We start from the raw sequence: 13,035 nt of genomic DNA, 5'->3' as shown, positions 1-13,035 counted from the left end.
GTCCGGGGAACGAGACTGAGACAATCTAAAACCTCGGCGCCCTTTTCTCCGAAAACGCCGCAATCCCTTCCTTGATCTCGGCGCCGCGCATGCTGTCGCGGGCGCGTTGGTCGGCGGCGTCCTCGTCAAGTTCGCCGCGGGCGAATTCGTTGATGGCCGCTTCATGCCGCGCATGGCGGAGGGCGCGTTGCCGGCGAGAATGGTGGCGAGCTTGTCGACCTCCTCGTCGAGCGCCTCCTCCGGCGCGGTGGCGGTGAGGTAGCCGATCCGAAGCATCTCGGTGGCTTCCAGCTTCTGCGCGGTGAGAAACAGCCGCTTGGCGTTATCGACGCCGAGCCGTGTTACATACCGCTTGATGCCACCTTTGTAGTAGTGCAGCCCGAGCCGGGCCGCCGGCATGAACATCTCGCAGGTATCCACGCCGATGCGGAAATCGCAGGCCAGCGCCAGGTCGGTGGAGCCGCCGTAGACACCGCCGTTGAGCCGGCAGATCGTCGGCAGCGCGATATCCTCGAGCCGGTTGGCGACGATCTCGAAGGACGAGCCGGCGCTCGACTGCGTGGCTTCGCTCGTCGCGCGATCGGCCACGGCGCCCAGGTCGAAGCCGGCGCTGAAGGCGCGGCCGGTGCCGGTCAGCACCAGAACCCGGACGGCGGGATCGGCCTCGACCCGGTCGAACAGCTCCAGCAGCGTGTCCAGGTCGGACGCCTGCAGCCGGTTCAGGTGCTTCGGCCGGTTCAGCCGGATGGTGGCGCGGGGGCCGTCGATGGTGAGGATGGGGGCGGAAGCCTGATCTGCCGAGATGGTGTCCGTCGTTTCCGACATGTTGTTCTCCTTGAGGGGCGGCCGACCGTGCCCGCGCCATGGCGGCCCGTCAATGCGGCCACCGCCATGTGATTTCCGCAGCGGGCAAAGCGGTCTATCCTATTGAAATCCGTTATAAAGGTATCGCAAAGGACGTTGCGGTACAGACCATGTTTGCGTTACCGCGCCCTCACTGGAAACCCGGTTGGCTCCGATGGATATGACCTATCTGCAACACGCCGGCAGCGCGTTTGCATCGATCTTCGTGGTCGCAACCTGCACCATGCGGACGATGATCCCGCTGCGGGTGTTCGGCATTCTCACCAATGTCATCCTGATCTCGATTTCGATCCCGACCCACAATTATCCGACCCTGATCCTGCACGCCGTGTTGCTGCCGCTGAACGCCTATCGCCTGCACCAGATGCTGCAGCTGGTCCGCGACGTGAAGAAGTCGGTCAATTCTGATCTTTCGATGGAATGGCTGAAGCCGTTCATGACCGAGCGCCACTGCGTGGCCGGTGAGGCGCTGTTCTACAAGGACGAGAAGGCCGAGGACATGTTCTACATCGTCAGCGGCCGCTACCGGCTGGTGGAGTCGGGCATCGAATTGCCGGTCGGCGCCATTGTCGGCGAACTCGGCATGCTGTCGCCGTCCAACGCGCGGACCCAGACGCTGGAATGCATCGAGGCCGGCACCGTGCTCAGCGTCAGTTACAGCCAGGTCGAGGAGCTCTACGTGCAGAATCCGGAGTTTGGCTTCTTCTTCCTGCGGCTGGCCTCCGCCCGGCTGTTCGAGAACATCGACAAGCTGGAAACGCGGCTGGCGCAGCACGACGCGCCGCCGCTGCCCGCTGCTGCGCAACCAGCTTGAGCGTCAGGACTTCCCGTGGCCGGCTTCATCACCGTCATTCGCAACACCGTCGCCGAACTGGCGGGCCGCGACGATGCCCCGCCGGCGCGTCTGCCGGCCGGACTGCCGGAAGCGGTCAAACCGGCGGCGTTGAACGGCGTCGCCATGCTGGTCGAGTATCAGGGCCAGGCCTATGCGCAGCTATATTGCGACCGGCTGCGTCGCTTCGTCCATCGCCGCGGCGTCGATGATGCGCTCCTCGCGGAGATCGCGCGGCTGCTGGCCATCCGGATGAGCTATCACGATGCGATCCGGATTGCGCAGCTCAAGCTGCAGGAGCCGGCCAACCGGGCGCGGCGGGCGGTCGATGTCCGGCGTTTCAGGCTCGACGAACTGGTATCGGCGCTGCCGGAAATCGCCGGCGAGCCGCTGATGTGGCTGCTGGAATGCATCAGCTGTTCGCACCGTACGGTGCCGATCCGCTTCAGCACCGCGAGCTGGTGGGGCGTCCGCCGCCTGATGATCGAGTCCTCGCTGCGGCGCTGGCGGCTGCTGTCGGTGCGCTATTCGATGGAGCGCGCCTGGGTCGAGCGCTGGCTGCACATGATCGATCGCGCGCTGACGAAGCAGCCGGACGCCGTCGCGGCGATCGTGCACAGCGCCACCATGATCGAGGGCTACGGCACCGGCTATCGCCACGGCCTGGCGGCCTGGCACCAGATCATCGACGGGCTGGCCAAGCCGGTGTTCGATGGCACGCTGGTGCTGCCCGATCTTTCCGCTGCGATCGCCGAGGCCCGCCATGTGCCGCGCGATCCCAAAGGTGAACAGGTGCGCAAGGCGATCGCGGAGATACGGGCGCGGGCCGTTTTTCCTTCTCCCCTTGTGGGAGAAGGCGGCGCGGACGAAGTCCGTGCCGGATGAGGGGGCGAGGCGAAACTCTACCCCTCACCCGGCCGCGCTACCGCGCGTCCACCCTCTCCCACAAGGGGGAAGGGGAAAGCAAAAAGCCGCGGTGCATTTTCGGTTCCGCGGCGTGCATTCCCGGTTCCGGGATGTCATAAATAGTGTCCCGAGCCGATCTCGGATCGGTGCCTGAGGACCGGTAGGAAGGACGTCCGCTTGTCGTTTCCCGCAATGTCGTCGTCGATTGTCCTCGGCCCGCTGGTCGGGTGGATGCTCATCCTGACGGTGAAGCACGTGGTCGGGGACTTTTTCCTGCAGACCAACTGGATGGCGACCAAGGACCGCAAGACCGGCTGGGCGCTGCCGCTGCTCGCGCACTGTGCCGTTCACGGCGTACTGACGACGCTGTTGGTTGCTGCGGTGCAACCCAAATTGTGGTTTGTCGGCCTGATCGACTTCGCCATCCACATTACGATCGATCGCATCAAGGGCCTGCTCGTATCGAATTACGGCATCACCATGGGCCATCGCTGGTTCTGGTGGCTGATCGGCATCGACCAGGCGCTGCATCACCTGACCGATTTTTTCCTGGCGATTTTCCTCGTCGCCAACAGCTAGGCCAGGTGACGACGATCCGGTTTAGGTGACCGGTTCCAAGGCGGCGGAAATGCGGCCGCGGCTGTCTGATTCGCGGTTCCATTTCAAGAGGGCATCCGCCAAACAAGCCGCTTGGTTAACCAGCCGTTAGGAAATTGCGCTGCATCCTCATCACTGAGGAGAACCGCCATGTGGTCCAGCCGACAAGCTTTTGAGAACGATTTCTGCCCGGTTCAGGAAGATCTGCTCGGTGCCATGTACCGGGCCAGCGAGCATGGCCTGCCGCAACTCGTCGAGAGCGTCTCGTCCGACGTGCGTGCGATGCTGGCGCTGTTCTGCTACCGCCGCAGCCACCTGCATTCGCTGGCCATCGCCATTGCCGCCAGTTGCGACGAACGCGAACTGTATCAGCTCGGCGGTCGGGTCGGCTCGACGCTGTACGCTTTGTCGCACGAGACCACGGTTTCGCGTCCGGCCGCGTCGTCGTCCTACGGCAACCGCAAGGCGATCACGCTCTCGACCAAACCGCTCTCGACCTTCACGCCGATCGACGACGATCTCGATGACGAGATCGAAGCCGACGAAAAAGCCCGGGTCCACGTCACGGCCTGAGTTAAGACTCCTCGGTGATCTCCAGCACCGGCAGGCCATGCCGGCGCCGCGCCATCGCGCATTCGGGATCGCCGGGCAGGCAGGTCCGGCACACTTCCGGCCGGATCGCATAGATGCCGCACGCGGTGTGATCGCCGACGGTGCCGGTCAACGCGCTGCAGCGGTCGCCCTCGCAGCGCATCCCCGACAATCTATCGTTGACGAATTTTTCCGGAATCAGATCCAGCTCCGCCTCATCCTCGGTGGTGAAGCGCGGCCAGTTGCTGGAATACGAGCAGCAGGCGCCGCAGGCCTGGCATGGGCTGACGGTTTCGGGGGCGATGGCAATCGTGTTCATCTGGGCTGTTTAGCGCGACAAGGCCTCTGCGAATACAGTGTTCGTCATTGCGAGGAGTTCTTGCGACGAAGCAATCCAGTCCTTTACACGTTGCTTCCTGGATTGCTTCGCTTCGCTCGCAATGACGAAGCCGCCAGTTCCGCCTCCAACTCCGCGATCCTGGCGTCGCGCGATGCCAATGCGGCGGCGACGTCGGCGGCGTCGAACTTTTGCGGGATATGCTGCGGGCAGTTGGTATCCCATGCGGCGATCCTGAACACGATCGCCTGCTCGGGACGGGCCTTATAGCCGGCCGGCATCAGGCTCGCCAGCAGCGCCGGATCGTCCTCGACCACCCGGGCTTCGCCCCACAGCTTGACCCGGCGGCGATGCGCATAATCCATGATGAAGATATTGGCCTTCGGATTCTCTGCGAGGTTGCCCTGGGTGATGTATTGCCGGTTGCCGCTGAAATCGGCAAAGGCCAGCGTCTGCTTGTCGAGGATTTTGACAAAGCCTTTCGGGCCGCCGCGGTGCTGCATATAGGGCTGCCCGTCGGCGCTGGCGGTGGCCAGGAACAGGCTGTTGGCGTCGGCCAGGAATGCCGCCAGGTTGTCATCGACCTCGCTGCGCCAGCCGCCGTCCTGCTCGACCCGCGCATAGCCGTCGCGCGAGCCTTTGCGGGCCTGGATGGCCTTCACCGTCGGGGTGAAGGCGACGTCGCTAGAATAGGTCTGGGTGTCGGTCATCGAAATCTCCCAAGAGCGTGGTCCCGGGCGAGCGAATGCTCGTCGTCGGCAACAACATAGAGATTTCGGCAGAATCCAGAATTCCTGCAACCGGCAATTCATTGTTGCAGGAACCGGAAGGCTCACGGCTTCTTCGGCGCCACCCGGTAGGTCGCGCTGGCGCGTGCGGCGGGCACGCCGTCGGCCGCGACAAAACACTGCGCGAAACACAGCGTGCTGCCGGTCTTGATGACGTCGGTCTCGACCTGCAGCCATTGCCCGACGGCGATGGCGCCGATGAAATCCACCGTCAGGCTGACCGTCACCAGCCGTGTGCCGCCGCCGAGCACATGGCCGCAGCTCAGCCCCATCGCGTTGTCGGCAAGCGACGAGATCAGCCCGCCATGGGCCAGCCCGCGCGAATTGGTATGCGGTTCGGCCAGCCGCAGGCCGAGGATGACGGCCTTGTCGGTCGCCTTCGAATAGATCGGCTCCCACGGCTCGGTGAGCGGACTCTTGCGAAAATGTGGCGCGAAGCCTTCGGGGATGGCGAGGTTGTTCATGGGTCATCCAAGCGTTGCGGTATTGAAGCCCAACGGCACGCGAATGCCACGCCAACAAAGTTTAAAACAGCGAACGACCCGTCTTTGCGAGGAGCTCTTGCGACGAAGCAATCCAGCCTTCGCTTGGGGCTCTGGATTGCTTCGCTTCGCTCGCAATGACGGCGGCTAATACGGCAGCCCGACGTAATTTTCCGCCAGCGCCGAGGTCGCCGCCTTCGAATGCACTACGTAGTCCAGCTCGGCCTGCTGCAGCTTGGTGGCGAAGCCGTCATTGTCGGGGAAACGGTGCATCATCGAGGTCATCCACCACGAGAACCGCACCGCCTTCCACACCCGCATCAAAGCGCGGGCCGAATAACCGTCGATCCCGGCGGAAGATTTCTCGTCGTAGAATTCGCGCAGCGCCTGTGACAGATAATGCACGTCGGAGGCGGCGAGGTTGAGCCCCTTGGCACCGGTCGGCGGCACGATATGGGCGGCGTCGCCGGCCAGAAACAGTTTCCCAAACCGCATCGGCTCGGCCACGAAACTGCGCAGCGGCGCGATGCTCTTTTCTATCGACGGGCCGGTGACCAGGGCCTCCGCGGCCTCCGGATCGAGCCTCGATCGCAACTCGTCCCAGAACCGGTCGTCCGACCAGTTCTCGACCTTTTCGTCGAGCGCGCATTGCACATAATAGCGGCTGCGGGTCGGCGAGCGCATCGAGCACAGCGCGAAGCCACGCTCGTGGTTGGTGTAGATCAGCTCCGGCGATACCGGCGGCGTGTCCGACAGCAGGCCGAGCCAGCCGAACGGGTAGACCCGCTCGAAGGTCTTCACCGCGTCGGCGGGCACGCTCTGCCGGGAGACGCCGTGAAAGCCATCGCAACCGGCGATGAAGTCGCAGGCGATCTCGTGGCTGACGCCGTCCTTGACGTAGCGCACCCGGGGGCTGCTGCCGTAGAAATCGTGCAGGCTGACTTGGTCGGCGTCATAGACGGTGGTGAGCCCGGCCTTGACGCGGGCGTCCATCAGGTCGCGCGTCACTTCAGTCTGGCCGTAGACCGTGACCACCTTGCCGCCGGAAGCGTGTTTGAGGTCGAGGCGATGACGGACGCCGCCGAACAGCAGCTCGATGCCGTCGTGGATCAGGCCCTCATGGTGCAGCCGCTCGGTGATGCCGAGTTTCTCCAGCAGGCCGACGGTGCCCTGTTCGAGCACGCCGGCGCGGATCCGGGCGAGCACGTAGTCGCGGTCCTTGCGTTCCAGGATGACGTTGTCGATTCCATAGGCGTGAAGCAATTGTCCCAGCAGCATTCCCGCCGGGCCGGCACCGATGATGGCAACTTTTGTCCGCAACACTTGCTCCTGCCGTTCAGTTAGGCTGTTTTCGTCACGCGAGGTTTTGAATCAGGCCACGCGATCCGGGCCCGTCGCGCAGGCTTGCAATGATAATTATATCATATAACAATATTCTCAAAGGGCCGTTCAAGGTCCGGTTAAGTGAGGGAGAGATGTTGATGAGGAAAGCAATTTTCGCGTTGCTGGCGGCTGTGTGCGCGGTGCCGGCCGTGACGCCCGCGGTGGCGCAGGACAAGACCGTCAACGTGAAGGTTTCGCTGTGGGTACCGCCCGCGCATCCGCTGGTGCCGGCGACGCAGGCCTGGGCTGCCGACATCGAGAAGGCTTCCGGCGGCACCATCAAGATGTCGGTGTTCCCCTCCGAGCAGCTCGGCAAGGCGTTCGACCATTACGACATGGCGCGCGACGGCATCGCCGACATCACCTACGTCAATCCCGGCTACCAGCCCGGCCGCTTCCCGATCGTCTCCGCGGGGCAACTGCCGTTCGTGTTTTCCGACGGCAAGAAAGGCACGCTGGCGCTCAACGAGTGGTATCAGAAATACGCCAAGACCGAGATGAAGGACACCAAGCTGTGCTTCGCCTTCATTCACGATCCAGGCTCCTTGCACGGCAAGAAGAAGATACTGGTTCCCGCCGATCTCAACGGCGTGAAGGTGCGTCCGGCGCAGAGCACCATCGGCGAGATGGTGAAACTGTTCGGCGGCACCAATGTGCAGGCCTCGGCGCCGGAATCCCGCGACGCCATCGAGCGCGGCGTCGCCGACGAGATCGCGTTCCCGTGGGGCTCGATCTTCCTGTTTGGCATCGACAAGGTGGTGAAGTATCACATCGATGCGCCGCTATATTCGACGGTGTTCACCTACAATATCAACCTCGCCAAATACAATTCCATGTCCGATGGCCAGAAGAAGATCATCGACGACCACTGCACGCCGGAATGGGCGTCCAAGGTCACCGACCCCTGGGTCGATTTCGAAGCCAACGGCCGGGTGAAGATGAAGGCGCTGGAAGGCCACGAGGTCTACAAGCTGACCCCCGAGCAGCTCGCCGAATGGAAGAAGGGCGTCGAACCGCTGCACGCCAGCTGGGCGGCCGGCGTCAAGAAGGCCGGCGGCGACGCGGACGCCATCGATACCGAGCTGAAGGCCGCGCTGAAGAAGTACGACGCGGGGCTATAGCCAAGAAGCAGTCACTCGTTTCCCGGACAAGCTGCAGCGTTCTTCACGCTGCTGCGCAGATCCGGGATCCCGGTTTCTTTGTCGCGAAGGACCTGGGCCCCGGATCAGCAGCGCACCACGCCCCCAAGAGGGGCGCGTTGCGCAGCATCCGGGGAACCGGACCGTCAATCGTGATTTCGCCCTCATACCCAACATCGTGACGTCATCAATGACCACCGCCTCCGAAATAACCCCCGACGGCGTCATCGTCCGACCGCCGGGTCCGCCGCGCAAGAACGTCATGGATCGCTTCATCGATTCCATCGAATGGATCGCGGCGTTGTTCGTTGGCATCGTCGCGCTCAACACTTTCATCGCGGTGTTCATGCGCAAATTCTTCGCGGTGACGATTCCTGATTACTACAATGTCGGCCAGTTCCTGCTCGGCATCCTGATCTTCTGGGGCATCGCCGCGACCTCCTACCGCGGCTCGCACATCACCGTCGATCTGGTCTGGGCCAATGCGACCCCGAAATATCAGCGCTGGATCGACGTGTTCGCGACGCTGGTGCTGCTGTTCGTGGTCAGCGTGCAGACCTATACATTGTTCGACAAAGTGGTCGACACCTACAACAGCCACATCGTCACCATGGACCTGCAACTGCCGATCTGGCCGTTCTTCCTGGTGTCCTGGATCGGCGATGTCTCCGCGGTGCTGCTGATTGCCTTTCGCACCTACCGGCTGATCTTCCACCCGGATCAGATGCACGACCCCATCATCAAGACGGCAGAGTGATCGCATGGAATTGAGCAATGAAGCCGTCGCGCTGATCGGGTTTGTCAGCCTGTTCGTGCTGATGCTGCTGCGGGTGCCGGTGGGTATGGCGATGGGTCTCGTGGGGATCACCGGTTTCGGCTATCTCACCGGCTTCGCGCCGGCGCTGAAGCTGGTCGGCCAGACCACCATGCGCACGGTGACGGACTATTCCTTCGGCGTGATCCCGATGTTCCTGCTGATGGGCGCCTTCGTCTCGGTGTCCGGTATCAGCCGCGAACTGTTCCGCGCCGCCAACACCTTTGTCGGCCACTGGAAGGGCGGGCTCGGCATCGCCACCATCGCCGCCTGCGGCGGCTTTGCCGCGATCTCGGGCTCGTCGGTGGCGACGGCGGCGACATTCTCCGCCGTGGCCTATCCGGAGATGCGCCGCTTCAATTATCCGCAAAGCTTCGCCACCGGCGTGATTGCGGTCGGCGGCACGCTCGGCGCGATGCTGCCGCCGAGCACCGTGCTGGCGGTGTATGGCATCATCACCCAGCAGGACATCGGCAAACTGTTCATCGCCGGCATCGTGCCCGGCCTGCTGGCGATCGTGATGCACATGATCACCATCTTCATCATCGGCGTGGTCAAGCCGGGCTTCCTGCCGGCGGGACCGAAGGCATCGTGGCACGAGCGCGCCCTGGCGATCCGCGACGTGTGGTCGCCGCTGCTGCTGTTCATCTTCGTGATCGGCGGGCTGTATGGCGGCTTCTTCATTCCCACCGAAGCCGGCGCGGTCGGCGCCGTCGGCGCTTTCATCATTGGCGTGCTCAGGGGCAAGCTCAACAAGGACGGCATCCTGCAATCGCTGTTGCAGGCGACGCGCACCGCCGCCGCCGTGTTCACCGTGCTGATCGGCGCGCTGTGTTTTGGATACTTCCTCACCATCACGCAGACGCCGCAGCATGTCACCGAGTTCCTCACCAGCCTGGGCATCGGCCGCTACGGCGTGCTGGCGCTGATCCTGCTGATGTATCTGGTGCTGGGCTGCCTGATGGACGCCATGGCGATGGTGATCCTCACCGTGCCGATCGTTTTCCCGGTGGTGATGGCGCTGGGCTTCGACCCGATCTGGTTCGGCATCGTCATCGTCGTGACGGTCGAACTCGGACTGATTCATCCGCCGGTCGGCATGAATGTGTTCGTCATCAAGAGCGTGATCAAGGACGTCAGCATGTCCACCATTTTCAAGGGCGTGCTGCCCTTCGTGGTGACCGACCTGATCCGGCTGGTGCTGCTGATCCTGTTTCCGCTGATCGCCACCTGGCTGCCGACGCGGATGATCGGATAGTCCATGACGCCGCAGTTGCAGACGAAATACGTCTTCACCCTCGCGATCAAAATTGGCGCGCCGATCATCGCCGGCGATCTCGGCCACGGCGTCCGCCGCATCATTCCGATTCTCGGCGGCGAAGTGGTGGGCGACGGTATTCGCGGCACGATTTATCCGGTTGGCGCGGATTTCCAGATCATCCGCCCCGATGGTTTTACCGAGGTGGAAGCCAAATATGCCTTCGAGATGGACGACGGCGCGGTAGTCTACATCGACAACGTCGGCGTCCGCTTCGGGCCGAAGGACGCGCTGGATCGTATCGCGCGCGGCGAGGCCGTCGATCCCGCGCTGATCTATTTCCGCTCGGTGCCGAAGTTCGAGACTGGAAGCGCAAAGTACCGCTGGTTGATGCAGCATTTGTTCGTCGGCGTCGGCGCCAGGCATCCGGACCGGGTCGAGATCGCCGTGCATCAGGTGCTGTGAGGCGGCCGCAAGGGCAGTTTTGCACCGCAAGATTGACTCCCGGCCTAATAGTTATAATACATAACTATTCTCATCAGGACCTATTTGCTGCCATGGCCGACGCTGCCCTCACCACCGCCTCCCTGCTCACCCTCGAAACCGTCGGACGGGTGCTGACCATCGGCCTTAACCGGCCGGCGAAGCGCAATGCGCTCAACGACGGCATCATCCTCGAGATCGAGCGCACCTTCGCGACGCTGCCGGAGGCTGTCGGCGCGGTGGTATTTCACGGCGTCGGCGATCATTTCTCCGCCGGCCTCGATCTCTCCGAACTCTCCGAACGCGACGCCACCGCCGGCCTGATGCATTCGCGGATGTGGCACCGCGTGTTCGATAGCATCCAGCACGCCCGCGTGCCGGTGATCGCCGCACTGAAGGGCGCCGTGATCGGCGGCGGGCTCGAACTCGCCTGCGCCGCGCATATCCGCGTAGCCGAACCCAGCGCCTACTACGCGCTACCGGAGGGCCAGCGCGGCATCTTCGTCGGCGGCGGCGGCTCGGTGCGGTTGCCACGGCTGGTGGGCGTGGCCCGGATGGCCGACATGATGCTGACCGGGCGGGTCTACACGGCCCCCGAAGGCGTGTCGCTCGGCTTCTCGCAATACCTGACGGAGGAGGGCGGGTCGCTGAAGAAGGCGCTCGAACTCGCCGAGCGCGTCGCGCAGAATGCCCCCCTGACGAATTTCGCGGTCATGCAAGCCTTGCCGCTGATTGCCGAGGCCAGCCCGCAGACCGGCCTGATGCTGGAAGCGCTGATGGCCAGCGTGGCGCAGAGCGACCAGGAGGCCAAGACGCGGATTCGCGCCTTTCTCGATCGCAAGGCGGGCAAAGTCCAACCCAGCTGATTTCTTCAAAATAATAAAACCAGGGTCGAAACAACATGTCTGCAACAGCCGCAAAAGGCGATCAGACCAAACGGGCGGCAACGGCGCATCCGCTGCGCCCGATCTCGTTCGGTGACATCGGTGTCAGCATCGATCGTCGCGACAACGGCACGATCTATCTCCGCCCGACCACGGCGCTCGGCGATTATCCGGTCCGGATCACCGACTGTCTGCACCGTTGGGCGAAGGAAGCGCCGGACCGCGTCTTCATGGCCGAGCGCGGCGAGGACGGTGGTTGGCGCGAAGTCACCTACGCGCAGATGCTCGACGCCGCCCGCCATATCGCCTCCGCGCTGCTGGCGCGCGGCCTGTCGGCGGAACGGCCGATCGTCATCCTGTCCGGCAATTCCGTCGATCACGCGCTGCTCGCCTTCGGTGCGCTCTATGCCGGCATTCCCTATGCGCCGGTGTCGCCGGCCTATTCGCTGGTCTCGAAGGATTTTGGCAAGCTCTCCTACCTGATGAAGCTGCTGACGCCGGGGCTGGTGTTCGCCGACGACGCCGATGCCTTTGCCGATGCGATCCATTTCAATGTCCCCGAAGGCACCGAGGTCGTTACCTCGCGCGGTGCGCTGCCGGATCGCGCGGTCACGATGTTGTCGAGCCTGCTGGCGACGCCGGAGGCCGCGGACCTCGACGCCGTCCACGATGCCATCGGCCCCGATACCATCGCCAAATTCCTGCTGACCTCGGGCTCGACCGGCAACCCCAAGGCGGTGATCAACACCCAGCGCATGCTGTGTGCCAACCAGATTATGCTGCGCGATACGCTGGCATTCCTGATGGACGAACCGCCTGTCATCATCGACTGGCTGCCGTGGAATCACACCTTTGGCGGCAACCACAATATCGGCCTGACGCTGCTCAATGGCGGCTCGATGTATCTCGACAACGGCAAGCCGACGCCGGCGGGCATCGCGCAGACCATTCGCAATCTCAGAGAGATTTCGCCCACTGTGTATTTCAACGTGCCCAAGGGCTATGAATCGCTGCTGCCCTATCTGCGCGACGATGCCGAACTGCGGCAAAAGTTCTTCTCGCGGCTGCATGCGATGTTCTTCAGCGGCGCCGGCCTGTCGCCCTATGTCTGGGACAGCCTCGACGAACTCTCGGTCCAGGCCACCGGCGCGCGGGTGCCGATGCTCACCGGGCTCGGCGCCACCGAGACCTCGCCGTTCTTCATGTGCGTCACGCCAACCACCAGCCGCTCCGGCCATGTCGGGCTGCCGGTGCCGGGCAACGATGCGAAACTGGTACCGAACAACGGCAAGCTCGAAGTGCGCGCCAAAGGCCCGAACATCACGCCCGGCTACTGGCGCGAGCCGGAACTGACCGCGAAGGCGTTCGACGACGAGGGCTACTACATTTTCGGCGACGCGCTGAAGCCGGTCGATCCCGATGATCTCGCGGCCGGCTTCGATTTCGACGGCCGCATCTCCGAGGATTTCAAGCTCGGCAGTGGCACCTGGGTCAGCGTCGGTCCGCTGCGCGCGCGCTTTATCGACACCTGCGCGCCTCTCGTGCGCGACGTCGTCATCGCCGGCATCAATCGCGACGAATTGTCCGCTCTGGTGATCCTCGATCTCGACGGCTGCCGGCTGATCAATCCGACGCTGCCGGTCGGCGATCTCGCCGCCGCGGCGGCCGATCCGTTGA

14 protein-coding genes and 1 pseudogene are annotated in these 13,035 nt (G+C 63.6%); 10 read left to right on the top strand and 5 right to left on the bottom strand.

From position 1 onward, the window contains the following. Positions 1 to 25 precede the first annotated feature (25 nt). Positions 26 to 825, bottom strand: a pseudogene (locus JWR89_RS06455) (enoyl-CoA hydratase/isomerase family protein). Between the two features lie 193 nt (positions 826 to 1,018). Between JWR89_RS06455 and JWR89_RS06450 the strand changes: the two are divergent. The 4 genes from JWR89_RS06450 to JWR89_RS06435 all read left to right on the top strand — a co-directional run bounded on the left by JWR89_RS06450 (position 1,019) and on the right by JWR89_RS06435 (position 3,772). After that, the gene (locus tag JWR89_RS06450; RefSeq protein ID WP_299713254.1) at positions 1,019 to 1,678 is read left to right on the top strand and encodes a cyclic nucleotide-binding domain-containing protein; all 660 of its coding nucleotides are present in this window, start codon (positions 1,019 to 1,021) and stop codon (positions 1,676 to 1,678) included. A 15-nt stretch (positions 1,679 to 1,693) separates the two neighbouring features. Next, entirely contained in the window at positions 1,694 to 2,581 is an 888-nt protein-coding gene (locus JWR89_RS06445; RefSeq protein ID WP_299713250.1) for a DUF6537 domain-containing protein, read from the top strand. Between the two features lie 198 nt (positions 2,582 to 2,779). After that, on the top strand, positions 2,780 to 3,181 hold the full coding sequence (locus tag JWR89_RS06440) for a DUF3307 domain-containing protein (protein ID WP_299713247.1): 402 nt from the start codon (positions 2,780 to 2,782) through the stop codon (positions 3,179 to 3,181). A 168-nt stretch (positions 3,182 to 3,349) separates the two neighbouring features. After that, positions 3,350 to 3,772, top strand: coding sequence for a hypothetical protein (locus tag JWR89_RS06435; RefSeq protein ID WP_299713244.1), 423 nt, complete (start codon positions 3,350 to 3,352; stop codon positions 3,770 to 3,772). Between the two features lies 1 nt (position 3,773). Here the strand turns inward: JWR89_RS06435 and JWR89_RS06430 are convergent, their stop codons facing one another. The 4 genes from JWR89_RS06430 to pobA all read right to left on the bottom strand — a co-directional run bounded on the left by JWR89_RS06430 (position 3,774) and on the right by pobA (position 6,717). Beyond that, positions 3,774 to 4,109 (bottom strand): YkgJ family cysteine cluster protein, encoded by a 336-nt coding sequence (locus tag JWR89_RS06430; RefSeq protein WP_299713241.1) that lies wholly within the window; start codon positions 4,107 to 4,109, stop codon positions 3,774 to 3,776. An 83-nt stretch (positions 4,110 to 4,192) separates the two neighbouring features. Further along, a complete protein-coding gene (locus JWR89_RS06425; RefSeq protein WP_299713238.1) occupies positions 4,193 to 4,837 on the bottom strand; it encodes a pyridoxamine 5'-phosphate oxidase family protein in 645 nt (214 codons plus the stop codon). Between the two features lie 122 nt (positions 4,838 to 4,959). Beyond that, positions 4,960 to 5,379 (bottom strand): PaaI family thioesterase, encoded by a 420-nt coding sequence (locus JWR89_RS06420; protein WP_299713235.1) that lies wholly within the window; start codon positions 5,377 to 5,379, stop codon positions 4,960 to 4,962. Positions 5,380 to 5,544: 165 nt separating this feature from the next. After that, positions 5,545 to 6,717, bottom strand: coding sequence for a 4-hydroxybenzoate 3-monooxygenase (pobA, locus tag JWR89_RS06415; protein ID WP_299713232.1), 1,173 nt, complete (start codon positions 6,715 to 6,717; stop codon positions 5,545 to 5,547). A 161-nt stretch (positions 6,718 to 6,878) separates the two neighbouring features. Between pobA and JWR89_RS06410 the strand changes: the two genes are divergently transcribed. The 6 genes from JWR89_RS06410 to JWR89_RS06385 form a co-directional block, all read left to right on the top strand. Continuing rightward, positions 6,879 to 7,901, top strand: coding sequence for a TRAP transporter substrate-binding protein (locus JWR89_RS06410; RefSeq protein WP_299713229.1), 1,023 nt, complete (start codon positions 6,879 to 6,881; stop codon positions 7,899 to 7,901). 208 nt (positions 7,902 to 8,109) lie between these two features. After that, complete coding sequence (locus JWR89_RS06405; protein ID WP_299713227.1) at positions 8,110 to 8,676, top strand: TRAP transporter small permease; 567 nt, start codon at positions 8,110 to 8,112, stop codon at positions 8,674 to 8,676. A 10-nt stretch (positions 8,677 to 8,686) separates the two neighbouring features. Further along, on the top strand, positions 8,687 to 9,991 hold the full coding sequence (locus tag JWR89_RS06400; RefSeq protein ID WP_299713252.1) for a TRAP transporter large permease: 1,305 nt from the start codon (positions 8,687 to 8,689) through the stop codon (positions 9,989 to 9,991). A gap of 3 nt (positions 9,992 to 9,994) precedes the next feature. Then, complete coding sequence (locus JWR89_RS06395; RefSeq protein ID WP_299713225.1) at positions 9,995 to 10,456, top strand: DUF3237 domain-containing protein; 462 nt, start codon at positions 9,995 to 9,997, stop codon at positions 10,454 to 10,456. Between the two features lie 92 nt (positions 10,457 to 10,548). Next, complete coding sequence (locus JWR89_RS06390) at positions 10,549 to 11,340, top strand: crotonase/enoyl-CoA hydratase family protein (protein ID WP_299713223.1); 792 nt, start codon at positions 10,549 to 10,551, stop codon at positions 11,338 to 11,340. A gap of 35 nt (positions 11,341 to 11,375) precedes the next feature. Beyond that, the coding region (locus JWR89_RS06385) for a feruloyl-CoA synthase (RefSeq protein ID WP_299713221.1) at positions 11,376 to 13,035 on the top strand (1,660 nt) is incomplete at its 3' end.

Source organism: Tardiphaga sp., from assembly GCF_028290785.1.
In the GTDB taxonomy this organism is placed as follows: Bacteria; Pseudomonadota; Alphaproteobacteria; order Rhizobiales; family Xanthobacteraceae; genus Tardiphaga.
The sequence above is the reverse complement of the archived record's forward strand: the minus strand, read 5'-3'. Positions and strand labels throughout refer to the sequence as shown.

Excerpts from the sequence above, each read along its gene's own strand:
- JWR89_RS06410 (WP_299713229.1), top strand. The coding sequence starts at position 6,879 with ATGAGGAAAGCAATTTTCGCGTTGCTGGCGGCTGTGTGCGCGGTGCCG.
- JWR89_RS06435 (WP_299713244.1), top strand. The coding sequence starts at position 3,350 with ATGTGGTCCAGCCGACAAGCTTTTGAGAACGATTTCTGCCCGGTTCAG.
- JWR89_RS06430 (WP_299713241.1), bottom strand. The coding sequence starts at position 4,109 with ATGAACACGATTGCCATCGCCCCCGAAACCGTCAGCCCATGCCAGGCC.
- JWR89_RS06390 (WP_299713223.1), top strand. The coding sequence starts at position 10,549 with ATGGCCGACGCTGCCCTCACCACCGCCTCCCTGCTCACCCTCGAAACC.
- JWR89_RS06425 (WP_299713238.1), bottom strand. The coding sequence starts at position 4,837 with ATGACCGACACCCAGACCTATTCTAGCGACGTCGCCTTCACCCCGACG.
- JWR89_RS06395 (WP_299713225.1), top strand. The coding sequence starts at position 9,995 with ATGACGCCGCAGTTGCAGACGAAATACGTCTTCACCCTCGCGATCAAA.
- JWR89_RS06450 (WP_299713254.1), top strand. The coding sequence starts at position 1,019 with ATGGATATGACCTATCTGCAACACGCCGGCAGCGCGTTTGCATCGATC.
- JWR89_RS06405 (WP_299713227.1), top strand. The coding sequence starts at position 8,110 with ATGACCACCGCCTCCGAAATAACCCCCGACGGCGTCATCGTCCGACCG.
- JWR89_RS06420 (WP_299713235.1), bottom strand. The coding sequence starts at position 5,379 with ATGAACAACCTCGCCATCCCCGAAGGCTTCGCGCCACATTTTCGCAAG.